Here is a 24,686-nt window from a genome sequence, read left to right on the forward strand (position 1 = left end):
CTGCGACAAGTCATCCCTCTATATCAGTTCAAAAATCGGATCGGAGCAGTCTTTTTTCGTTAGCAATCGAAGCTGACAGCCGACCGATTCACGGTATTGCTCAATGGTATCTCGATATGCCTGAACAATAGCCTGTGGCAGCGTTACAACCTCCTCGGTGGACCTATTATCGAGACTTATTGAACGACAACTTGATAATTCATCCAGTTCCATATCATTTATTCGCCCAATTCGTCTCAAATGCATTCCCATCTGCGACGCAAACTCATAGAAATCCTGAGACCGTATTGCAAGACCACTGGGATACAACAGCTCTCGAACCAATTCTTCAAACCCACATGGCTCTGGAAGGCAGATACCTAACTGGTTAATTACACTATTCCATCTGAGGTCACATCTGACATCTACATCAATAATCCAGTTATGAGCCTCACCACGATTAATTGATTCCAAGGTCTTGTACGAGGAGAGTTGTGATTCAACCTCTTCAATTAACTGCTCAACCAGTGTGTTGAGCGTCGTCTCATCCCCCGGCAACCCCTGTATTAGTAGATGCTCATCACGAATTTTTGCCAAATCATCTCCCAAAATACTCACATCATTGGGAGTGAGCAGTGCCATTGTAGTTGCCTTACCAACTGCAATATCGTAGGCATTTCGTATTAGGGAATATGTCTCACAATCTATTGACGGATAGGCCTGTAATAGCGATGTTGGCACGTAGACGCCATCATAAAATATCGGCCGTGCATAGCTAGGTAACTCATTACCCCATAGGTCTAGACGTAGGTAAAAACTATTACCCAAGCCACGGGGGTTCACACAGTGATCTAGGGGGAAAAACGGTATGAGCTGCATACCCAGCCGTGACTGTAGAATGATATTACGCATACTCGGTTCTATCCGGTGGATAACCGAACCGACAACCGATACAAAGAGTTCCATGATCTGTCTGTCAGTTAACTCAATATCTACCATTGAGGTACGGATGCGAGTCCAAATCGACCATGTCTGATGAGTTGTGTTGTAGTCCCACTGAAATGGTACTCGATGATTCCTCGACAACTTTTGATCGATCTCGTTGGCAGTGAGATCGAATAGCGCACGTGAAACAACTTCTCTACGATCAGCAAAAGACAAATCTATGCCGACCTCCTCTAGTTTCCGCTTCATCTCTCGAATTATTATCTGAAAGGTCGCTTTATCATTTAAATACATAATACACCTCCTATCAGTACGACACTGTATAGCTGGTCTAGGATACAGTGTTCATGTACCGCACGTGTTTATGTACACAGAGTTGGTCAAGTGAAATATTTTTACGACAGAGGCAGGTAAACCAGCGACCCATGTGTGTCATCCAATTAGTGACGCTAACACAATCTGCAACTATCCCTCTGTGAAGTCGCTCACTAAAATCGTTGTTTAATTGTATAGCTAAGACAAACACATACGCTGTTGAATTTTCATTCAGTCATTAGCTCTAGGTCTTCATCGAATAAAGATCTATCAACCTCATGCGCCTCAACTCTGCGTTTCTTCATGCCAATTTCCGAGTCAATCAGTAAATCTAAGAGTCTGTCACCATCAATCAAAGTAATTGGTGCTGCGTTTGGGAACAAAGCACCTTCTTTTGCTCCTTCAGAAAAGCGGCCGAGTGTAATCAAAGTTCCTCTTATCGCATCGTGGTAAGGTAACGCTCCACGAAGCTGATCAATTAAAGGTCTTGATATCGTTGAGTTTGGAGTACGCTTAACCTGCACAACTTCACGCACACTAGAAATACCTATTTGTACATTGCCAACAACATCAACACCTTTATCACCGCTTTGCTCAGTGACATGAACATCCTCGTATCCCATTGACATCAAGAGGCGCGCAATCAGCTTTTCGAACTGGTAAGGGTTCATCGAAGATAACTGGTCAAACAAAATATCCCGTTGAATTCGATTGTGTTTATTGATGTCCTTCAATAGATCGAACTTGTCTTCTTCGGACAATGAGGCTTTGGGTGCTTTCTTTAACCAAGCCTCTCCATCAGAGCTGACTGAATATTTATGACCTTCCTTAATGAGTAGTTGTCGATTGAGCAAGTTTCGTGTTCTTCGCTGTATCGTATCTCGGATGGTTGACTCTGTACCAAAGTTTGAATGATCAGAAAGATATTCTGCCCACTGAGGTTTAATATCTGAAACTTTTGCTTTACCTGCGGCTTGAAAAAGTCTTAATAACTGCATGAGACCTTCATTCTCATCGATAGATTGAAGGGTAATGACGTCATCTGACAGAAAGAGCCTTCCCTTCTCTGTAAGCTGATAGATACCTTTATCGACGTAAATAAGATCATGGTTATTCATAAACAGATACGAGCCGTATATATGCCTTGGGTTAAGCTTATGTTCACTAGTTTCCCATATACGCGATGCAAGCCCCTGTAACTCTGTAGGCAGGCGTTCTGATATCCAGATGTCTGGATTCAACCAACTTACCGTATTTTGGGGCGTACCTCTAAGCTCTGCAAAAGTACGATTTAGCAGAGTTACATGATGTTGTGGTTGTTTTTCAATCGCCAAAAGGAATGCCTTAGCCCAGTCATTATCTGGATACAAGGGTGTTCTTACTTTCGTCTGTTTTGTCATTTTTATAAGCCTAAGAGATTACAACTGTCACAAAATGATGTTGTGCCTTGTTAACATGCTTTACCGTTTCCATACCCTTTATAGTGATATTTAGAGAACTCGGAAAAATAGTTGTGATTACTTTTTAACAACCCTACCTGTCGTATTGTCCATCCTATACAGGGAGATCGTCCCATCAAGGATGTATTTGATCACCTCTAACACAGTGTTCAATGGAACATTAAACCACTCTTTTGGATTATATGTCTGCCCTGAGTGACCTTTGAGAGTGATGTTCAATCTTCTATGTCCTAAGAAGCCATGAATTAGCGTTTCTAGCTTATGCGCATCAATGTTGTAGCACTCCGTAGTCATAACTACGCGGACAGGCGCTTCTAAGAAGGTCCTATCCTTTTCTGCATATTTGATGCGATCCTCTACCGTGCCATCAGTAAATCCAACCTTGTATAGATTTGATTTGTATTCCGCTAAAGCTACGTCTGTGCTCTTTGTCGCTAATACATAAACGAGTCCAGTTGGAACGGGGGTATCGTCAGGAATTAGGGGCGCGCCTTCTCTTATGACCTTAGAGCCTTGCTCATCACGAACTAAGCCATGAGTCAGGGACTGAAATAACATGTTCATTTCAGTTCCATTAGCAAAAATCAGGTGCAATCGAGCATTGTAAGAGCTGTAGCCCTCTAAACGTTCTCCTGCTGAATGTACGTAACCCATCACACCATTAAGGATGAATGTGTCCCCTACATTGATTTTTAGCTCATGACGAAACCGTTCTAGCGATGCAGAGCCAGACTTTAACTCTTGCTGTACAAGATCGAATATTGGAGAGTAGCGATGGAAGTCTGCACAAGGCTGGCGTTTTGCGATCTCGTCGGGTTGCTCTTTTCTTTCCACTGGTACATGGCGCATTGTGAAAAGTTCAGGCGCATCAAACTCTAATAAGTCGTCGTCATCATCGAAGATATCATCAAGCGATGTGACTAGTTCAGCTTTGTCAAGCTCGGGGGCGGTAGACTTAGGTTGTTCGCTGACAAGGTCATCAGACATATCAATCTGAGCCACTAGATCGTTCTGTAACAAGTTATAGTGGTCATATTCAGCTAATGCCTCACATTGTTCTGGATTAGCTTTAAATGCCTTTAAACGGCGAGCTAGACGTTTCTCATCAAATGTTTGAGCATCACTACTTGGTAGGCGACTATTCTGTTCGTAGAAATCGGAAATTTCTTCAAACTGGCTCGCTAAAATATTCCCAGCTGGAGCTTTGACCCTCAGAGGAGCAACATCAAGCAGCCCCAAGTCATCCTCTTCTGAAAAGATATCATCCAAATCGATCTTTTCTACAGTTTTAGAGGCACGTAATCGGATCATTCAATTACCCCTGCTTTGCCATTCGTTGTTGCTTCATTTTTCGAATGTAGGCAAGCACCTCAGCATAGCGCTGCTCTATAGGGTCGGAAGAGTTCAATGAAGGTTCACGTTGGTGTTCGACTCTGAATGCCTTGATTCGAGGCCAAAGCATCACAGCTTCTTCCTCAGAGACGTTCGCTTGACTAGCTCTTACAGTTTGTTGGATGGTCTTAAGTACATTGGCATCCACTGACTTAGATAAGATCTCATAGGCTCCATGGAACGGATTCACGGCGTCAATTAGATCAATATTCAAGTTTTCAATGTTAACGAACTTATCACCCATCTTAATGAACTGATTATTAGGCCCCGAATCGCCGCCCTCTGAAGAGTCTTTGCCTTTACCATAAGAGTTACCATCTTCTTCAATAACCGCATCATCAGGAAGATCTTTACCGTCGATTAATCCACCTTGCTGCCCGATATAAAGACTCTGTAAAACACCCGTTCTGACTTGTTCTATCTCATGCTCTTCAAGATCTGGGTACAAGGTTTGAATGACTGATGGAAGCTCAATCTCATTGATGACTTCAGCAGGCGTTGTTTCTGCAATTGCCCCCTTGGTCACAGACTCTTTAGCAACAAGAGCTGATAAAATCTCGCCTTTATCGCCATTAAGGATGTCTAGCACTTTTTGTGAAACAGGTGTCGTGGTGTCATCAACAATAACAGTGTTCACAGGCAGATCTTTTCCGTCCCATTGAGAGCGAGGTTTGAACTGGATGCTTGGAGCCAATATTTGCTCCATTAAGAGCGATGTCGTGATGGCTTTAAGCATATTGTTTACAGATACCTTCACGTCATCATCCTGTGCATCAGGTTGGGCAATGAGGTTCGTAAACTGAGCATGGCTTTTCCCTTCGCTATCACGAGTCGCTCGACCAATGATCTGAACAATTTCCGTCATCGAACTACGATAACCGATAGTCAGGACATGTTCACAATAAGGCCAATCAAAACCTTCTTTTGCCATGCCTAATGCGATGATAACGTCCATCTGTTCAGCAGACTCAATATCACGCAAGTAAGCCTGAACCTTAGGACGCATATCACTATCATCAACTAAGTTAGCAACCAGCAATGTTCTGCCAGAGTGCTTGCATCTCACTTGATAGATACCAGTATCAGGATCTTGCATGATAACATCACCAAGCACCTCAAGAATTGAGTCAACCTCGGTGTATTTATCTTTGGTTGACTCACCAGAGTTCACATTTGGGATATGAACAATGGTCTTCTTAGTTGGGTCTAATACCGATGGTAACGCATTGATGTATGTGCCTTGATAAAAATGATACCCAATACCTAATGTCTTTAAGTGCTTGTAGCCATTAAGTTGCTCGTAATAGGTGTATGTTACCTTGGTAAACAGTGCTTCATCTTCAGGCAGCAAGATAGGAACCGTGTCACCTCTAAAGTACGAACCAGTCATAGCAAGAACATGTGCTGACGATTGCTTCATTAAATCATCAATTAACCCACCCAAACGGCTGTTTTCATCTGCTGAAACGTGGTGGAACTCATCGATAGCAACGAGACAGTTATCAAAATCGCTGGCAGATAGCTTACCAAAGGCACTTCTAAGTGTTGAATGTGTACAAACTAATGTTTGGTCATCACTTTCGATGAAACGCTTGAAAGCATTCGTTTTTCCATTTTCACTACCACTGATGCATAGGTTGTTTTCTGGCCTAACAGTCCAGTTAGCAAAGAAGCCAAATTTCATCAGGTCAGTGTCTTTGAAAGAACCACCTATCGACATTTCAGGTACAGCAACAATGACTTTGCGAACACCTTGATTAATAAGCTTATCCAAACCTAAGAACATCAATGCTCGTGACTTTCCTGAAGCAGGCGGAGCTTTGATCAGCAAATATTGGCTAGCACGCTCAGCGAATGCACGGGCCTGCATCTCTCGCATACCCATATCATTGTGAGAAGCACTTTGACCTGTTTGATTGTAGCTAACCTGTAAAATATTGTTTTTCATTATTTAAACCTTTGCCAACTTGATTTAATTAGTTTGTCATCATTTCTTCATATCGTGCTAAAAGGAAGCTCAATCGTTCTGCACTATCTTTAAATAATGCGGCCTTATAAAGTTTATCTACAGCTAAATCTAGCTCTCGGTGTGCTCTCAAAAGTTCTGGTGGCATTGTTTCTGGGTTATAAAGCTCAGCTAGTGATTTGCCGGGAAAGTCCTCTCGTGTAAACAATATGTTCTCAGCTAATTCTTCTATTTGCTTTCGCTGCCTATCATCTACGGCTGGCCAAGGAAATGTGTTGTATACTATTGAAGCTGAGTAACGATAATCACTTTTTAGTCTACCCGCGACCAAACGCATCCAATCATTGTGCAACGCTGATGTCATCACACCAAATTCGTATAAAGTGCCACCGGGAAGAATGTTATTTGCATCAGTAGAAATTACATCATCTCCAAATAACCCTATCGGCACATAGAATCTTCTCTCTGATGAGTGTCTTGGCACTAAAATATAAGTACCTGTCTGGGGGTGTCTATTCTCATCAAAAAGGTGCGCTTTCTCTGATTTGGCTCTTGTGCTAGCTTTTTTGCTCGCAAGCCTGAAAGCTCTTACACTCTCGACGCGCTCCTTTACTTTTGGAAGTTGATCTAAATCGTCCTCTTGTACATCAACTAACCATAAGCACCACCGTTCCTTGGAGTTTAAGAACTCTGTTGCTCCAAGAGCTTTCTTGATCCACTTCTCAGATTTTGGCTCTAATCGAATCAGTTCATCCCTTTCTGCTCTATTCAGTTGAAGATAGCCTCCATCGGTGGGTTTGTTTCCAAAAAGAAGTTGAGGTACACCTTCTATCATAGGACGGCTCCTACTTTGTACTGCTATGTTACTCCCCTCGACAAGGTACGGGCTTATCCCTTTGACCTGCTTACTATGCCATTCTCCATCGACTAACTGAAATAAACGTTTCACACTAGTTTTTTGTGATAATCCAACAATAATTACGTGAACCGCAGCTTTATCACGCGCATTGTTCGCCCATGGAAATGTTGGGTAAGCTAGGTGAATATTTATCTCTAAATCAAAGATATAAGGCCAAAGACTAGCAACTTGTTCTCCTTGGCAAATAGAGTTAGTCGCAACTAAAGCGAGCTCAGAATTTGAGTCCTTAATATACTGTGCCCCTTTCCAAAACCAACAAGCAACATAGTCCAAGTTACCAAGCGACTTAAAGCCAGAAAATACAGAGCCCATATCTTCTTTTTGTTCGTCAGTTCGTTCCAACGTACCATGGAATGGAGGGTTGCCAATTATATAAACTTCATCCTCAACACTTTTAGGACAGACCCTATTCCAATCTAGTTTTAAGCTATTTCCACTTATAATTTTACCCGTTGCTTTAAGAGGTAATGCTGGCTCAGCAGGTCCTATATGCTCTTCCCACTGCTTATTGATTTGGTGTTCCGCTAACCACATGGAAAGGCGTGCAATTTCACAAGCGAAATCATCGATCTCAATCCCATAAAACTGATCCAAATGAATATTGCTGATAAAGAAACCTTGATCGATTTTCATCAAAGCTTGAATGACTTCAATCTCAAGAAGACGCAACTCTTTGTAAGCGATGATAAGGAAGTTGCCCGAACCACAAGCTGGGTCAAATACTTTAATTTCACCTAGTCGAACGAGTAATCGCTTAAGCCCATTAGCACTGTTGCGTTGCTTTTCAAGTTCCACTCTTAACGGGTCAAGAAACAGAGGTTGAATCACCTTCATGATGTTACTGTAGGAGGTGTAGTGCTGACCTAATCGAGCACGCTGATCAACATCAATAACCGCTTGGAACATACTACCGAAGATGTCTGGATTAATTGCACTCCAGTCTTCTAAGCCACACTCAATGAGAATACGACGGCCTTTTTTCCCCAGCTCTGGGATAGGCTCATCTACTTCAAATAAGCCACCATTCACATAAGGGAACTCCGTTAGATGTTGCGGTAATCGTGAACGTAACTCACTGCCTTTAGGGCTGTTGAGAATAGAGAATAGATCGTAAAGAAATTGATCTAAATCGCTGCCATCTTCAGATGTCACACTCTTAATAGCTGAGGTAAACTGCCCCTGCTGCGGGAAGATCCCTGTATCCTCAGCAAACAAACAAAACAGTAAACGGGTCAAGAAGACATTTAAAGCGTGGATATCTTCTGGTGTATTGAGGTCATTGTGAACACGGATCAGGTCGAACAGCTTACCCATTTTTACAGCCGCTTTTACATCGGCAGGCTTTTCACTATTCAAGATCGCTTTTTCAAGGCCAACCAGTGGTAAGAAGAAGGAGTAGTTTCGGTGTAGAACCTCAAAGTCGATGTCTAACCGCTCACTAGTAGCAGTATCCCACGCTAAGAATCGTTCAAAATCCGTAGTTAGAACATAACGAATTTTATTCTTAGCGATCATTGGATCGGCGATGACTTCATCTAGAGCTATATCGATATCTTGATCTTCGTTAACCGGAAAGTAATACAGCTTATTTTTCAGTCCGACATGGCCTTCAAACTTAGCTACATTGCGGTTACCACCTTGACGAATTTGAGTTATCGTAGCTTTAGGAAATTTGAATGCGGTAAGGAATCCATATATGAATTCACTAGGATCAGATGATTCAACAAGTTGCTCAAGCTGCTCAAAGATCTTGGCTTGATTGACGGCCATGGTTTTTCCTTCATGAAAAAGTGCGTAGGTTCATACCAGTATACCGATTAACGCAACTACTCTCATTGATTTTGCATACAATACTTTGATTTAAAGGGTAGTTTTAGGCGCTATTGGCAACTATCAACCTGCACTATCTCAAAACACAAGAGCCAAAACTGAAAGAAAAAGAATAGATGTGGCTTTAAATCTTAAAGATGATGGGTTTGGTATGCCCACAAATGGCTTCATAGTTAGCAGTGTAGTGAATAACAAGTACACATTTTGTGTACCTGCGTAAGCCTCTGAAGTAAATGGAAAATCACCAAATACACATTTTGTGTAACACAAAATGTGTATTTTTACTCCCCATCCTAATTAATGACATCATCAGCCGTTAGTGCCATTAAAACACTCATTTGCTCGTCTTCCGATAACCATTCGCTGGGCCAACACCCACAAAAGCTGCTCTTTAGGACCCCAAGTGTCTTTGCTGTAGCAGCCAAAATTAGGTCAAGATTCACATGCAAACCGCTTACTTACACTGTATATTCACACAGAATCATAGTGACTATTTTTGCGCTGCAATGAGTTAAATTAGGTATCGACACAACTACCGTGTCATCACACTGACACCACACGGTGTACTCGGTAGCAATATTGTTAGTGGCGATTGCATACCAGCAATGCTACGCAACGGAAAGGTGCTATTTTCACCCTATAGGGGCTCGATGGATGTTGGTCTATGCAAAAACTTACAGAGAGTTAAGCTGAGTGAGGTTGTAGCATGGTCGCCGGACGATGATATGCCGCGGTCGCACTATTTGGTGGGTATTTACACCAACGGCTGTTACTACGTTGTACTAAAAAATGGAGCCCTTATATGTATTTTTGCTGTGGAGTAAATATAAAGTAGGAAAACTATGTCAGACCTTAATAAGGCTAAAAAGCGCAGAGGGAACACTAAACTCATGAGCCCTCAGGATATGGAGAGGTTCGGTGCGGAAATGCGAGCGTTGGCGGAGAAAACGGGCGCTATAGAACTAAAATACCTGAAGAAAAAAGGAGTAATACGATGACCGTGATACCAGAACTAACACCGTTTAAATTTGAAGGATCGCCTTTCCCGGCCGTAGATCCAACTTCGCTACCAGACGACATTAAAAGTGCTTTAGATGAATTTATGCAAGGTAAAACGGTTAGCCACCCTACATACATTTATATTCAGGATTGGCAGGAATTTTGTGGTGCAGTTGAGCGAGGTTACATAACCATAAAATAGCATGGCTCTTCATAATCGTTATGATCAGAAGAGCCTTGATGAAGTTCCGAGATTCCTATAGTGAAGAAAGCTCCTCATGTGTCCATGTCTTGCATGGCGCGACCATCTGACTTTACAGGAAACGATGTTTCAACATCCTATCCCTAAAGTAGTATATGACATAGCATACTAAGGTCGCGGGAGGCAGGGTATGTATGTAAGGCAACAGCCTAACAGTCAATCCGAACGATCCTGCTCTTACTGGTCCAGATCATATGCCAGAATGATTAAAGGGTCAATCCGGGGAATTCACAGTGAAAATACGCATGACCAACGTTTGGTCATACCTTGAACACTAGATGATGGTTGCCTTGGCCGTCATCAGTGTGGGTGCCTTTGAGGTATCCAGAGGCTAGCGAGTTTAGGTGGATGCTCGCGAATCTCAAACTTGGGTGGAGTGCTGCGAACACTCCACCAACCGGGCTGGGTGTTGCACCCAGCTCACCCTCCGCCTGTTACAATGCACCGAAACAAAGGGGTACGAATAAATTTTGAGCATTGTAACATTGATAAATACGATTCATTATCAGTACCTTACCTACAAAATCCAACTCAAAAATGAACTGTAACGTTAGTACGTTACAATCCAGACTAATCAAAATCCGGCAAATCTTTTACCGACAATTTAGGTAGGTTAGCCTTTTTGATCAACTTAGAGCGCAAGCAGCGCTTGTCCACATCGTAAGTTCCATTATCTCGGGATTCTAACAATGCTGCATAGAACTTTTTCTGACTCTCTCGTTTTTGCATAAGAATTGCGTCAAAGTCATCATCTTTCATAGTGGCTCTCCACACTTAATCGCCTTAGTCGCTAGACATAGAATGTGCACAATGCAGATTTCATGTCTAGCTACCTACGCAGCATACCCTAGTTTCATCCTCGTGATGATATCGTTAACCAGACTGATACCCATAGCTGTATCACATATACATAAAGGTGTTACATTACCTAAAAGCAGGTTTGAGCGATTTAACCATTGATTTCGTTTTTGAACATCTCCAAAGTATGCGTCACATTGAAGCGCCATATTAGACAGCATTAATATACGCTCACTCGATAGTGCGCTTAACCTGAGGCTGCGTTTTTTCGCACGATCAACTTGACTTAAACGCACCCCTACAAGGCGCGCATAGTCCTGCCTAGTAACACCCAACAGATCCTTACCCTGCTCAAAGAATGAAACAGGTAAACCATCTCTAATTATACCTAGAGCCTGATACGCCGTGTCCGCTTTCCCTCTTTCGCCACCAAGTGTTTGATATGCCATAGCAAACATTATTAGCTCAACCTATCTGTGGTATCAATGTCGCTTGCCTCTAGCGTATCTATATCTACGTCCACATCTCCAACAAGCTCCAAGATTTCGTCTCTATCTCGTTCCGAGGGATAAACCAGACGATCAGGGCGATCAGCTATATCGTTCGCAATTAGCTCCAGAAACCTAGCCTCATAATCAATTGGAAGTTCTTTCATAAATCACTATTCTCCATTCATCATGAACAAAGTATATACAGCTACGTCAAAATCACACCAGCGCCATTATTAATTGATGCACAACTGTGCCGTGACCAAGGTTTGGACACCAAACATTGGTCACTAACAAGTCATTGATAATGAATAGCTAATTTACATCTACCATTCGATTGTTGAAGATGCTAGTTCCAAAATATGGAGAGCTGCCCCCTCCTACAACCCGCATACGTAGAACATTGGTGATTTGTGCAACGTCGCAGCTCAGTATTGATCGCAAGTGCCTTATCACGCTCTCTACGTTGGTCAGATCACAACCTGATCGACCACACATGAACAGTTGCAGCGAACTACTCACACCAAAGTTGTTGGTAGTTGGGTGTTGAAGAGAGTGGTTCAACAATAGGCTTATCCATCTTAATAATAAATGGTACAGGGAAGTCTGTACCTAGTATCGCCGCTTCACCCTGTTGCAAATTAGGTAAGAAGCCTAGCATTGACCTATCAACATCACCACAAGCTCTTTCAACTAGTTCTCTATCATTGTGATTAGCTAATCGATGTACTATCAATGTTCCTAACTGGCTAATAACACCTTCCGTGATATCTCTTGGTCGCTGAGTTGCAATGCAAATACTTAGACCATATTTTCGGCCTTCCTTAGCTATTAACTCAAAAGCATCTAAACTAACGGCGTGATCTTCTGTACCAACCCTCTTTCCTAAAAAGTTATGAGCTTCATCAAGAACTGTTAGCACAGGGCTACGTACAAAAGCGTGTTCTTTTGCCTTAGTTAGTAGCTTTCTTCCAATTACATTAGCCAGTAATCCTCTAGCATTGAACTCATAACTTGTAGAGCTAACACACAGACGTAACACTCTTTTTGAAGAGTCATGCATAAATTTGTTAATACACTCTTCAAGTGCTAACGCAAATTGCTTGGGTTGAAACACATCTTTAAAGGCCGCTGATGATTGAATGGTAGATAGTCGAGTAAACAATGAAGAGCAATAAGTAAGCTCATTATCATTCTTAGCACCCCATTTTTTAGTATCAAAATTATTAACACACTCTTGAACTATCTGTCTTGTTATATTGTGAACCTCAAATGGCTGTGATGGGTTATCTACCAACGCCATTCGTTTTATACCAGTGCTCGGGTCTATGCCATTTAAAGACTTTTGATAAGCTGCTTTAGGTTGGTTCACTTTTTCCAATATACCACTGCCATTAGGATCTAAGGATGGGTCAAGCTGTATTAGCCGTAAACTTTTTATTGCCTCTCGTAACTTGGGGCCCTGAACCTTGCCAGATGGTTCAAACATGGCTACAAAATCGCTTTCAGTGAAGTCTGTCGGTGGGATATAAAAAGGTTTACTTTGTTCACTGACATTAAGGGGCTCTCCTAAATGAAAGTGTTCTGTATATGTTATTGGGAGTTTTGAGTACTCTCCAGTCGGGTCGATAACAATTACTTTAGACTTATCAAACTTTGCGCATTCTTGTATTAGGTGAGCAGTAGTCCAACTTTTCCCTCCTCCTGTAGCTCCCAGCACTCCGCAATGTCTTGCAAATAACTTGTCAGGTTCAACTGTAACCTTACTTTGATGACTGCCTTGTGCACTTCCTAAAGTAATCGTCTTTCCAACGTACATAGGTTGTGTTTTGCTCATTAGTTCAGGGATTCTAGAAATAAAACTTTCGGGTGCAGAATATACCGCATCACCAAGCCTTGGATAAATAGATACACCTGCTGTAACCTTCAAAGTACTTGGGCAAATTGATGCTAAGACTTGTACAAATGCTGATAAGCCTGTAAGCAGCGGATCTTGATTACCAGAGCTACTGCATGATTCTTGGTAACTCTGAGTGTATGATTTTACATTGACGACCTTTCCTAAGACTAAACTTGTTTGTCCTTCAATAATAACAAGCTCTCCAACCTCACCACAGCCATAACGTCCCGAGCCTAAATAGGTAGCTGAAGTTGCATCAGTTCGACTCAGTGCTACGCTTGCCCCCGCAGGACTGATGGTTGTCACATGTCCAATTTTCAGCCCTTGGTGGATTATATATGTGCTGTCATGCATTTTAGACCACCTGAGAGTTAAACTGTTGGAGGGATTTAGCTAGCTGCTCGGCTGGAGTTAACGATTCAAGATTAGGGATTAACCCTACCATTTGTGCAAAGGAAGCACTTATAAAGGTAATGTTGTAGCCTCTTTGAGAGAGTTCAACTAATTTTCCCCATGCATTATTTGGTGCTTTCATAGAAACATTTTGATAACCATACAAGTCGGCTATGATTAGTCTTAGACTTGGGTTCGACTCAATTGCTGAAATAATTGGTGCTGAAAGATGATCATCTTCAAAACCAAACCCAGCTATTAGTAGTGTAGAGTTGGGTTTTCTCAAGTACTCAAGGAATCGCGACAATAGTTCTAAGTGAGGTTGAATAAACGCTTGCTGATATTTACCTTTAGCAGGATAAATCAAACATGCGTGTTCCGGCCTTGGTGAACGACATTCACGTACATCAACTCCTTCTCTTTCCCAACTGACAGAACCATGCAGCTTTAAAAGCTTGAACACCCCTTGAACATATCCACTACCTTCAGCAGCCATATCAACAATATCATAGTCAAAATACTTACCATCAAATTTTCTATCTCGCGTGAAGGATAATCCATCAAGAACCACCATCCCCTTGTTAGAAGCTGCTGACTCGAAACACATATCATAATTAGTAGTAAATACTGTTAGGCGATTGTCCCGCTCTCTTCTTCTTACAAGTTTCGCAAGTAAATCCTCATAAGCGGAAATATCAGAGTCATTTCTTTCAAGAAAAACTGAACAGAGTTGAAGTATTTTTGCTTTACAAGAGTCCACGAATGCCTGAATATCGCCATCATCAGCATGAACCGCTAGGTAAGCTTCACACATTGATAGAAAATGCTCAATATTTGAGCCTTTATAATTTACCTTCTTCGTTGCTGACTTAGCATCCTCGGTTAGCCCAGAGTTTAGCGCATCATGCATACACTCATTCCACAAACTCGTCATCGAAGGACCTTTAGGCTCGCCTAAAGAAGTCCCACTGCCTGCAAAGATTGCTAGATTTGGGATTTGGAACGAGCTTAATAGGTGTGATTTACAGTTCGTAATTTTTTGTTTAACCTCTTCGCTCAGTTCTTCGTCATTTTTTCCCGTAAAATCTGGTAAAAGATTCTTAAGTGTCGGAAGGTCTAGAGCTTCCCATGTAGTTGAATGCGGGTAAAGAATGCCAACGTGAGGTATTTTAGTGTTATTTACATCGCCAAACACTTTTTGAGCTACCTCCGAGCTAGCATCTTTACTAGCAATTTGCGTAGATTCTTCACTCTGTGCTTGCGGTTCATTTTCCTTAATTGTCACAAATATTATTCCTTCAAGTGATTAAGTTGAACATCGTACATGACCGACACTGAACATAACAACTCATTGATTAACTGTAGTTTCATGTTCGATACTCAATTTATGCATACAGACAAAAAAAGCATGGTACTAACCATGCTTTTCAACGCTATAGACTAAATCTATGTATGATTTGATTCGAACTTCCACGCCATAGTAGTTCGGGATCGTACTTTTCTTGCTCAAACTTGCCATCAATTAGTACATCTACATGATTTACGATGGCTCTCTGCTCAGAAGATAGTTCATCGATGGTATAACCAGTCCACATCCAAATGTCTTTGTCTGGACATTCCTTCTTCACCCTAAGTACCAGTTTAAAAATGCTGGCAATGTTTGCTGGATGTAGAGGATCACCACCTGATAGTGACAGTCCACGCCTCTTGATACGCGTATCTTTCAGGTCTGTGATAATCTGATCTTCCATTTCTTGGGTAAATGGATGACCAGAGTTGGGATTTAACGTTGATTTGTTATAGCAACCTCGGCAGTTATGTTCGCACCCTGCGACAAACAGGGTGCAACGTGTGCCTTCACCATTAACAACATCAACTTGTTGATACTTATGGTAATTCATTAGATTCTACATGTGTTTAACACGTCGAATAACTTCTTCTTGCTTACCAGAGTTAAACGGTCGAGCATCTGGCGAGCCCAAGTATCCACAAACACGGCGTGTAACAGATACTTTCTTAGGATCGTGATTGCCGCACTTAGGGCACGTAAAGCCTTTACTTGTACACTCAAACTCACCTGTAAATCCACACTCGTAACACTCATCAATTGGAGTGTTAGTGCCGTAATAAGGAACTCGGTCATAGCTGTAGTCCCAGACATTCTCTAGAGCTTCAATGTTGCGCTGCATGTTAGGGAACTCGCCGTAACAAATGAAACCACCACTCGCGAGCTCAGGATATGGCATCTCGAAGTCGATCTTGTCGTATGGATTAACTTTCTTCTGCACATCAAGGTGGAAGCTATTCGTGTAGTAGCCTTTATCCGTAACACTATCTAGTACACCAAACTCTTTAGTATCTAGTGCGCAGAAGCGAGTACACAGGTTTTCAGAAGGCGTGCTGTATAAGCTGTAGCCCCAGCCAGTTTGCTCTTTCCAGCCATCAACTTTGTTCTTCAGGAACTTAACGATCTCGATACCTTTCTGGCGAAGGGTTTCGTCATCAAAGATATGCTCGCCATCTTTAGCGTAAAGTGCATTAATAGTCTCGTGAATACCGATGTATCCCATCGAGATTGATGCACGGCCATTCTTGAAGATGTCTAGAACTTCGTCATCCGGGTTAAGGCGAACACCTAAAGCACCCTCAGTGTATAGAATTGGAGCAACACGTGCCTTAACACCACGAAGGCGGTCAATACGAGTCTCTAATGCACGACGTACAAGTTCAGTGCGCTCTTCCATGATTTCGTAAAACTTAGCCTCATCACCGTTAGCTTCGATGGCGATGCGAGGTAGGTTAAGACTCACTACACCAAGGTTGTTACGTCCTTCGTGTATTTCATTGCCATTCTCATCAACATAGCGACCGAGGAAGCTACGACATCCCATTGGGGCCTTAAATGAACCAGTGACCTCTACAACCTTGTCGTAGTTCAGGATGTCTGGATACATGCGTTTCGAAGCACACTCTAGAGCAAGCTCCTTAATGTCGTAGTTTGGGTCTTCCTTCTTAAGGTTAACGCCATCTTTGATAGTGAACAGTAGCTTAGGGAAAACAGCAGTCTTCTTGTTTTTACCCAAGCCCTTGATTCTATTCTGGAAAATTGACTTCTGGATAAGTTTAGATTCCCAGCTAGTACCTAGACCTAGGTTCACACTCAAGAAAGGAGTCTGCCCATTACTTGAGAAAAGCGTATTGATTTCGTACTCAAGACTTTGGAAAGCGTCATAGACCTCTTTCTCTGTTAGTTTACGTGCGTAATCTTCAGGGTTTGGCACATCCCATTCTTTAGCTGTATCTAGGTGCTTCTGATGACTTATCGTTACGTAAGGTGCTAATACCTCATCAAGTCGATTAAGTGTAGTACCACCATAAGTATGGCTAGCTACTTGAGCTACGATTTGTGCAGTGACAGCTGTAGCCGTTTGGATCGACTTAGGTGTGTCGATTTCTGCATTACCCATGCGGAAACCGTTCTTAAGCATGTTCTCCAGATCTACAATCATGCAGTTGAACATTGGGAAAAATGGAGAGTAATCTAGATCGTGATAATGGATTTCACCACTTTCATGAGCTTGAACGATGTCGCGAGGTAGCATGTGGTGCTTTGCGTAATGCTTAGAGATAATGCCTGCAAGAAGATCGCGTTGAGTAGGGATCACCTTGCTATCTTTATTTGCATTTTCATTCAGTAGGTCAGCATTGCTTTGTTCAGTCAAACCTGAAATTTCAGCGCTTAGAGCACTTGCCTTTTCGCGTTGTACATCGCGGTCATGACGATACTCGATGTAAGCACGAGCCACATCCTCATCGACATGCATTAGTTCTTTTTCTACCAGAGACTGGATCTCAGAAATCTCGATCTCGGCTTTACCATTCATTTTCTCGCAAACATTAGCGGCAACGATATCGCCTAGTTCGAGGTTGGTGCAATCAATACTTTCTGCTGCTGACTGAACAGCATTCTTGATAAGTTGTGCGTTGAAGATAGCCTTTGCGCCATCACGTTTAACCACAACTGCTGATTCGTGTTGTTTCATAATCATGTTCATTTCTCCTTATAGTTTTAGTTTTTAAGCTGCGATTTGGAAGGCTTGTTTTTGTAAGTTTTGCTTTTTCTCAAGCTCACGAGAGTATTCTCTCGAAAAAACAGCCAGTTCAGCTAGGCGAAATGAATTCTGTAGTGTCGTTGAATCCAGTTTTTTAAAGGCTTGCAGGGCTAACGTGAAATTTCCTTTCTCTAGGCAGTACGCACACACACATAAGTTTTTCATAAATTGCTTTACTACATAATGACCATTCGCGGTGTGAAGTGTGTTTACTTCGTACTCAAGAGATTGGAATGCGTCGTAACACTCTTTCTCAGTGCGTGCTTGAGCGAACGCTTCTGGTTGATGAATATCCCAGTCTTTCGCGATTTCAAGATGCTTGTCATAACTTGCTTTTACATAAGGCGCGAGTACTTCATCGATGCGATTGATAGTCGTACCGCCATAAATGTGGCTCGCTACCTGCGCAATGATTTGTGCCGTTACTGCTGTTGCGGTTGAAATGGATTTAGGTGTGTCAATTTCTGCATTACCCATTTTAAAGCCATGCGTCAGCATGCCTTTCAAGTCGATAAGCATACAGTTAAACATTGGGAAGAAGGGTGCGTAATCCAAATCGTGATAGTGAATATCGCCTTCATCGTGCGCCTGAACAACATCGCGTGGCAGAATACGAGTTTTCGCATAGTGCTTAGCTACAATGCCAGCAAGCAAATCACGCTGAGTTGGAATCACTTTACCGTCTTTGTTAGCGTTCTCATTAAGAAGATCAGCATTGCTCTCTTCAATGAGGCCTTCGATCTCTTTAGTCAGAGCGCTTTTCTTTTCACGAGCAATATCGCGGTCATGACGGTACTCAATGTAAGAACGTGCTAGCCCTTTGTATGGACCTTGCATCAACTCGTTCTCCACTAGAGTTTGGATTTCCTGAATATCCACATGTTCGCAATCCTGCAGCTTGAGCTCGACCGCTAACGCTACATTTTTAGCATAGATTTCGAGTTCCTTATCTGCATGTTCCGCCGCACTTACCACAGCAGCTTCAATACGATCCTTTGTAAACGGAGCACGAGAGCCATCTCTCTTGATTACGATTGTTTTCACCCTTTCTCCTTACCCCTAGCATACTCACAGAGTTATCCACATACACACTATATAGGGTTGTTACGTTTTCTTCTGACACAATATATTGTGGTGTATTTAACGAGAAGCACCAACTAAAAGTATTGACCTAGATCAATAAAAACTGGGTAGTGGACAAGAAGAATTCGATCTAAATGAACTTGATATCATACCGTGCAATTTCAAAATACGACACGAATTTTTCGCTAAAAACAGTTGCATTTCTGCCAAGTCTTACGGCACATTGCCTAAGAGGATTTCTATAAATGGCAAGGACAATGATAAGAACAAACGGTTATAAATACTTAGTTACAACCTTACTTGTTGGAATATCACTTTTTCCTACATTGAGTATTGCACAAGGAAAATCTCTAACATTGATGACTTGGAATCTAGAGTGGCTAACCGTCACTCCATCATCTAAGTTTCCCACTAGCTATCGAGGTGCCGAAGACTTCCGCGCTTTGCAGTACTTTTTCAATGAGATCAGACCCGAAGTTCTAGCGTTTCAAGAAGTCGATAGTATCGAAGCGATTAGGCGTGTGGTTGGCAACCATTATCATATCTACCTTTCCGACCGGTCAGCAGTCCATAATCGTCAACATCAATTCTCAGACATCAATCAGTACACCGGCTTCGCGATACACAATGATCTTACTGTCATCGATACTCCCGACTTTCCTCTAACAATAGGCGACAATCTGCGTTTTGCTAGCTCCGTCATTATAGAAGACGCAAATGGCGCTCCAATACACCTGCTGTCTGTGCACCTTAAAGCGGGTTGTAGCGGCAAATTAACGAAGCACCGTTCATGCCAAAAGCTGAGACAAGAAGGCCAGGTCATACACTCATGGCTAAAGCAGCGAGAGAGAAGCAATGATTCGTTTATCATTCTTGGCGATTTCAACCACAACCTCAGTTATAAAGACGATTGGCTTTGGCACGATTTGGTCTCAAATCTAAACTCAGCGCCAAGACTGGCTTCTAAATCAACCCCAGCAATTTGCAAAGTACGCTCAAAGCGCAACGCTAAGCGCACTCATCAGTTTCGCTCTTTGATTGACCACATTATTGTCAGCCCCGATCTACAAACCGGAGCGGCTGCTCAACATGCAATGCCAATATCCCAAGTGCTCAACTACCAAATGAGCGACCATTGTCCTCTCTCTATAGAGCTGTATTAAGAGTTATCTTGGCCCTACTCCTTTAGTCCCAGCTTAATCAATAGTTTTCGTGGCGGGCAAAAGCCGGTAAACCCGCTTTGTATTAAGTTGAGACCAATGAACACTGTAAACCAGATAAAGTAGTCACTGACATAAACCGTCAATAACAACGAAACTAGAACCATGGTTCCTGCAAGAACACGGATACCGTTTTCAACTTTCATAATCACTTCCTTTAAAAGCTTTTGCTAATGTAAATATTAAAATTAAAGCTCCACCCTCTGGCGGAGCTTCCCTTGGTGGTTGTACAGAGCTACATACCGGCTTTCACAATTCCCCGTTTTAGTGCGACATAGTACAAAATTGGAATCACCAACAGCGTCAGCACAGTTGATACAAATATGCCGAATATCAAGCTGATCGCTAGCCCATTAAAGATAGGGTCATCAAGAATAAACACTGCGCCTATCATGGCTGCAAGGGCGGTCAACATTATCGGTTTCGCACGGACAATCGCAGACTCAATAACTGCGTCGCCTAGTTCCATTCCGTCTCGTAACTGGTGGTTGATGAAGTCCACTAGTAGTATCGAGTTGCGAACAATAATGCCTGCTAGCGCAATCATGCCAATCATCGACGTCGCAGTGAACTGAGCCCCTAACAGCGCATGACCCGGCATCACCCCAATGATGGTCAATGGAATCGGCGCCATAATAATGAGTGGTACTAAGTACGATTTGAACTGTGCGACTACGAGCAGATAAATCAGGATCATTCCAACCGCATAGGCAATGCCCATATCGCGAAATGTCTCGTAAGTAATCGTCCATTCGCCGTCCCAAAAGATCTCGACACCTTTAAGACCCGATGGTTGGTTAACAAAATACTGCTCAACATCCAGTCCTTTATCCGCAAGGCTCGATGAGATATCAGCCATACCATATAGGGGGCTATCGAGATCGCCGGTCATATCACCGACAACCATGATCATTGGAACTAAGTTCTTATGAACGATATAGTTATCCATCGCTTGCTCACGAACCCTAATCAAATCCGCGAGAATGTACTGTGTACCCGAGGCAGAGTTTATCTTCATATTCATCACCTGTTCCAAACGAACTTTGGCACTCTCTTTAGCTTGAATTTGAATTGGGATCGGATATTTGCTCTGCTCACTATGCAAATAACTCACCGGCTTACCACCTACCGCAGTCGCAAGTGAATCGACTATTGATGAGTAAGCCACGCCCAAACGAGAGGCTTTAGTGCGATCAATCACCACCTGCCACTTTTGATGAGCTTCTGGCAGATAGAGATCGACATCAACAATGTCATTCGTTTCTTGGAAAATCTCTCTAAGTCGCAGCGCAGCCTGTTCACGAACTTCTTGAGTCGGGCCGTACACCTCTGCCAATATGGGTGACCACACTGGTGGACCCGGCGGCACTTCAACGACTTTCACTTTGCCACCAAATTTCTGTGCGATCTGTACCAGCTTTGGTCTCACCGCGACAGCAATCTCATGGCTTGAACGATCACGCTCCGACTTCTCCACCAAGTTAACTTGGATATCACCTTTGTCTGGTGCTTGGCGCATGAAGTAGTGGCGCACTAAGCCGTTGAAATTTATTGGTGCTGCTGTACCTGCGTAGATTTGGTAGTCACTGACTTCTTCGACGTCATTCAGCGCATCACTCAGCTCAAACAATACGCGTTGCGTGCGCTCTAACGAATTGCCTTCAGGCATATCCAAAATGACTTGGAACTCGGATTTGTTGTCAAAAGGCAGCATTTTCATCACGACGAGTTGTTGAACTGGCAACCACATGGATACCGCGATGGCGACCAATACACCAACACCTAACAACATGCGATTGCGCTTTTGCACTCTGCTTACCACAAATGGTGACATTACCTTTTTAAAGAACCCCGATTGTTTACTGCTGACTGCTTCTTCGTGGGCGTTACCCTCTTTAAGTAGGATGCGAGCTAACCATGGTGTTAATACAAACGCGATAATCAACGAGATTAACATGCCCATTGACGCGTTAATCGGAATTGGGCTCATGTAAGGCCCCATTAAGCCCGATACAAAAGCCATCGGTAACAAGGCTGCAATAACTGTTAGGGTCGCCAATATAGTAGGACCACCAACCTCATCAACAGCACCTGGAATAAGCTCAGCCAGTTTCTGTTTACCTTTCACCATATGACGATGAATGTTTTCCACTACCACAATGGCGTCATCAACCAAAATACCAATAGAGAAAATAAGCGCGAACAGAGAAACACGGTTAAGAGTGAACCCCCAAGCCCATGACGCAAACAACGTCAGCAACAAAGTGATAATGACCGCGACACCAACAACTACCGCTTCGCGCACACCCATAGTCACTAGTACCAGTAGCACCACTGCGCCGGTTGCAAACGCAAGCTTACCGATCAATGTATTGGCTTTATCTGCGGCGGTCTGACCGTAATCACGGGTGACATCTACTTGGATGTTATCCGGAATTAAAGTGCTTTCTAACTGACCTAAGCGTTCACCAATCGCTTTGGCGACATCCACTGCGTTCTCACCGCTTTTCTTTGCAATCGCGATCGTCACTGCTGGTTTAATATCGTTCTTGTCACTGGTCCAAACAACTTGCGTTGGTGTATCTGTGCCTAATTGAATGTCTGCAATGTCAGCCAAATAGACAGGTTGCCCATCGTGCAAACCGACCACTAACTGTTTCACCTCATCGACGTTAGTAAGAAACTCACCAATTTGCAAAGGTATAGATTGGTTGTCTTGCGTCAAGCTCAGCATTGGGGATGCTGAATTGGCATCTGGCAGCATCTGATTAAGCGAATCAATAGTGACTCCATAACCAGACATTTTTGCAGGGTCGAGCCTCACATCGACAATCGTTGGTTGACGACCAACCGTGTAGATATCTCGCGTACCTGGAATCCGCTTGAGCTCAGTTTCCAGTCCATGGGCAACACTTGTGATCTCTTGTAGCGTTGCTGAGCCCGCCCTAGGTGACAGGGTCACGTTTACAATGGGAACATCTTCTATACCGCGCGGTTTAATAATCGGCTGTCCGACACCCATGTTTGCTGGCATCCAATCATTATTGGAGTAAAGCTTGTTGTATATCTTAACCACAGCTTCGTTTCTTGGAATACCGACTTCGAATATCGCGACAATCATCGCGCCGCCAGGCTGAGAGAACGAGTAGATCTTATCGATACCATTAATCTCTGACACAATTTGTTCAGCCGGATTGGTAACTAAGCTTTCAACTTCTCTAGGTGAAGCACCCGGAAACGGAATATAGACATCGGCAAAAGTCACATCAATTTGTGGCTCTTCTTCTTTAGGCGTAATAGCAATCGCCATCAGTCCGAGCAACAGTGCAACCAACGCCAATAAAGGCGTCATTGCCGATGATTGGAATGCTGCTGCTATGCGCCCCGAAATCCCCATCTTTTTGTCTTCTAACTTGTGACTCATAATGCCTCCTACTTCTCAGCCAAGAAGCTAACCACATCGGTGACGATCGCATCACCTACTTCAAGACCACTTAGGACTTCAAGTTGATCGCTGTTCGATTGACCCACACGCACTGGATTCATTACGACTTTTTCGCCTTCTACACGATAAACAACACTCAGCTCACCGCGACGAATAACTGCTGATTTAGGGATTTGAATTGACGGTTTTTGATCATGAGTAAAGGCAACCTTCACCCATTCTCCAGGCAGCAAGTTTTGTGGTTGTTCAAGAAGCTCTAGACGAAGGCGGAAAGCACGAGATTTTTCATGAGCGTAATTGAACAGCTTGGCCTCGTAGGGCTCAAGGACCTCACCATTTAGAGTGGTTATAGAAAACTGACTGGCATCTTCTACTTTTTCACGATATCGCTGAGGAACTTCCGTCACCACTCGAAGCGGAGACAGTGAAAAGCCTGTCATCAATTGGCTACCAGGAGCGACGGTTTCACCAAGTTCGACATGACGCTGAGTAACAACACCGGTATACGGCGCACGTATGCTTGTGTATCCCAATGACTCTTTGGCTTGTGCGACAGCCGCTTTGGCTTGCTTAACTTCAGCTATCGCAGAACGCGCTTCAGCTTCTGCAGCATCCAAGCGCTCGCGAGAAATTGCACCTTTAGGAAACAGCTCGCGGTAGCGCTTCACCTGAGCCGTCGCTTTGATATTTTGTGCATTGGCACTGTTAAGCTGAGCGAGCGCGGCATCAAGCGATGCAGATTGTTGCTCTGCACTGATTTCCAGTAACACATCACCTTGATTGACGATGTCATTCACATCAGCATTCACCGCCACTATTCTTCCAGAGGTTTGTGCTGAAAGCGTACCGCGATTTACGGCTTCTACTGTTGCGTCTAGCTCAACAACAGAATCGATATTGTTCATTTCAATAATGGTGGTGTCATAAGCGCTCGCTGTTGCGTTGAATACTGCACTAGCAATCACTGCCCACTTTAGAAAGCTAACTTTCATGTTTACCTCATTATCTTTAATTAGTTAAATCTAATATAAACACATTATTTAGCATTGTCTAATGTTTTTATTTAGAACTTGCTAAAATAGAGTGTTAATGAAGACTTCTGATGTGACTGGTTGAATTATAGGCATATCAAGTAGGGTGAGGCGTTACCGCCTCATCCCTCTTACAGAACCGTACGTAC

At 43.0% G+C, this 24,686-nt stretch carries 17 protein-coding genes and 1 pseudogene; 2 read left to right on the top strand and 16 right to left on the bottom strand.

Annotated features, from left to right (window positions below; genetic code table 11):
- Nucleotides 1-18: 18 nt before the first annotated feature.
- From ACJB0T_RS10905 to ACJB0T_RS10925, 5 genes are all read right to left on the bottom strand, one after another.
- Nucleotides 19-1,065: a hypothetical protein gene (locus tag ACJB0T_RS10905; protein WP_495292919.1), complete on the bottom strand. Its 1,047-nt coding sequence runs from the start codon at nt 1,063-1,065 to the stop codon at nt 19-21.
- Nucleotides 1,066-1,466: 401 nt separating this feature from the next.
- Nucleotides 1,467-2,639 carry a restriction endonuclease gene (locus tag ACJB0T_RS10910; RefSeq protein ID WP_479293419.1) on the bottom strand — a complete coding sequence of 391 codons (1,173 nt, stop codon included), beginning with the start codon at nt 2,637-2,639 and terminating at the stop codon, nt 1,467-1,469.
- 117 nt (nt 2,640-2,756) lie between these two features.
- Nucleotides 2,757-4,010, bottom strand: coding sequence for a GIY-YIG nuclease family protein (locus ACJB0T_RS10915; protein ID WP_479293421.1), 1,254 nt, complete (start codon nt 4,008-4,010; stop codon nt 2,757-2,759).
- A gap of 4 nt (nt 4,011-4,014) precedes the next feature.
- The gene (locus tag ACJB0T_RS10920) at nt 4,015-6,039 is read right to left on the bottom strand and encodes a DEAD/DEAH box helicase (protein WP_479293423.1); all 2,025 of its coding nucleotides are present in this window, start codon (nt 6,037-6,039) and stop codon (nt 4,015-4,017) included.
- Between the two features lie 28 nt (nt 6,040-6,067).
- Nucleotides 6,068-8,746, bottom strand: a complete 2,679-nt coding sequence (locus ACJB0T_RS10925; RefSeq protein WP_479293425.1) for a class I SAM-dependent DNA methyltransferase — start codon at nt 8,744-8,746, stop codon at nt 6,068-6,070.
- Between the two features lie 1,054 nt (nt 8,747-9,800).
- On the opposite strand from ACJB0T_RS10925, the gene ACJB0T_RS10930 reads away from it, so the two are divergent.
- Entirely contained in the window at nt 9,801-10,007 is a 207-nt protein-coding gene (locus ACJB0T_RS10930; protein WP_479293427.1) for a hypothetical protein, read from the top strand.
- A gap of 630 nt (nt 10,008-10,637) precedes the next feature.
- Here the strand turns inward: ACJB0T_RS10930 and ACJB0T_RS10935 are convergent.
- The 8 genes and pseudogenes from ACJB0T_RS10935 to nrdD (ACJB0T_RS10970) form a co-directional block, all read right to left on the bottom strand.
- The gene (locus tag ACJB0T_RS10935; RefSeq protein WP_479293429.1) at nt 10,638-10,826 is read right to left on the bottom strand and encodes a hypothetical protein; all 189 of its coding nucleotides are present in this window, start codon (nt 10,824-10,826) and stop codon (nt 10,638-10,640) included.
- Nucleotides 10,827-10,900: 74 nt separating this feature from the next.
- The gene (locus ACJB0T_RS10940) at nt 10,901-11,323 is read right to left on the bottom strand and encodes an Xre family toxin-antitoxin system antitoxin (protein WP_479293431.1); all 423 of its coding nucleotides are present in this window, start codon (nt 11,321-11,323) and stop codon (nt 10,901-10,903) included.
- A 2-nt stretch (nt 11,324-11,325) separates the two neighbouring features.
- Entirely contained in the window at nt 11,326-11,520 is a 195-nt protein-coding gene (locus ACJB0T_RS10945; protein ID WP_479293433.1) for an AbrB/MazE/SpoVT family DNA-binding domain-containing protein, read from the bottom strand.
- 347 nt (nt 11,521-11,867) lie between these two features.
- A complete protein-coding gene (locus ACJB0T_RS10950) occupies nt 11,868-13,607 on the bottom strand; it encodes an ATP-binding protein (protein ID WP_479293435.1) in 1,740 nt (579 codons plus the stop codon).
- A gap of 1 nt (nt 13,608) precedes the next feature.
- On the bottom strand, nt 13,609-14,931 hold the full coding sequence (locus tag ACJB0T_RS10955) for an SIR2 family protein (protein WP_479293437.1): 1,323 nt from the start codon (nt 14,929-14,931) through the stop codon (nt 13,609-13,611).
- A gap of 148 nt (nt 14,932-15,079) precedes the next feature.
- A complete protein-coding gene (gene nrdG, locus ACJB0T_RS10960) occupies nt 15,080-15,547 on the bottom strand; it encodes an anaerobic ribonucleoside-triphosphate reductase-activating protein (protein ID WP_479293438.1) in 468 nt (155 codons plus the stop codon).
- Between the two features lie 6 nt (nt 15,548-15,553).
- Complete coding sequence (nrdD, locus tag ACJB0T_RS10965) at nt 15,554-17,695, bottom strand: anaerobic ribonucleoside-triphosphate reductase (RefSeq protein ID WP_479293440.1); 2,142 nt, start codon at nt 17,693-17,695, stop codon at nt 15,554-15,556.
- A gap of 249 nt (nt 17,696-17,944) precedes the next feature.
- Nucleotides 17,945-18,802, bottom strand: a pseudogene (nrdD, locus tag ACJB0T_RS10970) (anaerobic ribonucleoside-triphosphate reductase); the annotation flags it as partial.
- Between the two features lie 398 nt (nt 18,803-19,200).
- Here nrdD (ACJB0T_RS10970) and ACJB0T_RS10975 point away from each other — a divergent pair.
- The gene (locus tag ACJB0T_RS10975) at nt 19,201-20,004 is read left to right on the top strand and encodes an endonuclease/exonuclease/phosphatase family protein (RefSeq protein WP_479293441.1); all 804 of its coding nucleotides are present in this window, start codon (nt 19,201-19,203) and stop codon (nt 20,002-20,004) included.
- 14 nt (nt 20,005-20,018) lie between these two features.
- Here ACJB0T_RS10975 and ACJB0T_RS10980 read toward each other — a convergent pair whose 3' ends face one another.
- From ACJB0T_RS10980 to ACJB0T_RS10990, 3 genes are all read right to left on the bottom strand, one after another.
- Nucleotides 20,019-20,207 carry a YgaP family membrane protein gene (locus ACJB0T_RS10980; RefSeq protein WP_479293442.1) on the bottom strand — a complete coding sequence of 63 codons (189 nt, stop codon included), beginning with the start codon at nt 20,205-20,207 and terminating at the stop codon, nt 20,019-20,021.
- An 89-nt stretch (nt 20,208-20,296) separates the two neighbouring features.
- Nucleotides 20,297-23,485 carry an efflux RND transporter permease subunit gene (locus ACJB0T_RS10985; protein WP_479293444.1) on the bottom strand — a complete coding sequence of 1,063 codons (3,189 nt, stop codon included), beginning with the start codon at nt 23,483-23,485 and terminating at the stop codon, nt 20,297-20,299.
- Nucleotides 23,486-23,493: 8 nt separating this feature from the next.
- Nucleotides 23,494-24,498: an efflux RND transporter periplasmic adaptor subunit gene (locus ACJB0T_RS10990; protein WP_479293446.1), complete on the bottom strand. Its 1,005-nt coding sequence runs from the start codon at nt 24,496-24,498 to the stop codon at nt 23,494-23,496.
- Nucleotides 24,499-24,686: the final 188 nt, after the last annotated feature.

This window comes from Vibrio sp. CB1-5 (assembly GCF_059412285.1).

Excerpts from the sequence above, each read along its gene's own strand:
- ACJB0T_RS10910 (WP_479293419.1), bottom strand. The coding sequence starts at position 2,639 with ATGACAAAACAGACGAAAGTAAGAACACCCTTGTATCCAGATAATGAC.
- ACJB0T_RS10915 (WP_479293421.1), bottom strand. The coding sequence starts at position 4,010 with ATGATCCGATTACGTGCCTCTAAAACTGTAGAAAAGATCGATTTGGAT.
- ACJB0T_RS10920 (WP_479293423.1), bottom strand. The coding sequence starts at position 6,039 with ATGAAAAACAATATTTTACAGGTTAGCTACAATCAAACAGGTCAAAGT.
- ACJB0T_RS10925 (WP_479293425.1), bottom strand. The coding sequence starts at position 8,746 with ATGGCCGTCAATCAAGCCAAGATCTTTGAGCAGCTTGAGCAACTTGTT.
- ACJB0T_RS10930 (WP_479293427.1), top strand. The coding sequence starts at position 9,801 with ATGACCGTGATACCAGAACTAACACCGTTTAAATTTGAAGGATCGCCT.
- ACJB0T_RS10935 (WP_479293429.1), bottom strand. The coding sequence starts at position 10,826 with ATGAAAGATGATGACTTTGACGCAATTCTTATGCAAAAACGAGAGAGT.
- ACJB0T_RS10940 (WP_479293431.1), bottom strand. The coding sequence starts at position 11,323 with ATGTTTGCTATGGCATATCAAACACTTGGTGGCGAAAGAGGGAAAGCG.
- ACJB0T_RS10945 (WP_479293433.1), bottom strand. The coding sequence starts at position 11,520 with ATGAAAGAACTTCCAATTGATTATGAGGCTAGGTTTCTGGAGCTAATT.
- ACJB0T_RS10950 (WP_479293435.1), bottom strand. The coding sequence starts at position 13,607 with ATGCATGACAGCACATATATAATCCACCAAGGGCTGAAAATTGGACAT.
- nrdG (WP_479293438.1), bottom strand. The coding sequence starts at position 15,547 with ATGAATTACCATAAGTATCAACAAGTTGATGTTGTTAATGGTGAAGGC.
- nrdD (WP_479293440.1), bottom strand. The coding sequence starts at position 17,695 with ATGATTATGAAACAACACGAATCAGCAGTTGTGGTTAAACGTGATGGC.
- ACJB0T_RS10975 (WP_479293441.1), top strand. The coding sequence starts at position 19,201 with ATGACTTGGAATCTAGAGTGGCTAACCGTCACTCCATCATCTAAGTTT.
- ACJB0T_RS10980 (WP_479293442.1), bottom strand. The coding sequence starts at position 20,207 with ATGAAAGTTGAAAACGGTATCCGTGTTCTTGCAGGAACCATGGTTCTA.
- ACJB0T_RS10985 (WP_479293444.1), bottom strand. The coding sequence starts at position 23,485 with ATGAGTCACAAGTTAGAAGACAAAAAGATGGGGATTTCGGGGCGCATA.
- ACJB0T_RS10990 (WP_479293446.1), bottom strand. The coding sequence starts at position 24,498 with ATGAAAGTTAGCTTTCTAAAGTGGGCAGTGATTGCTAGTGCAGTATTC.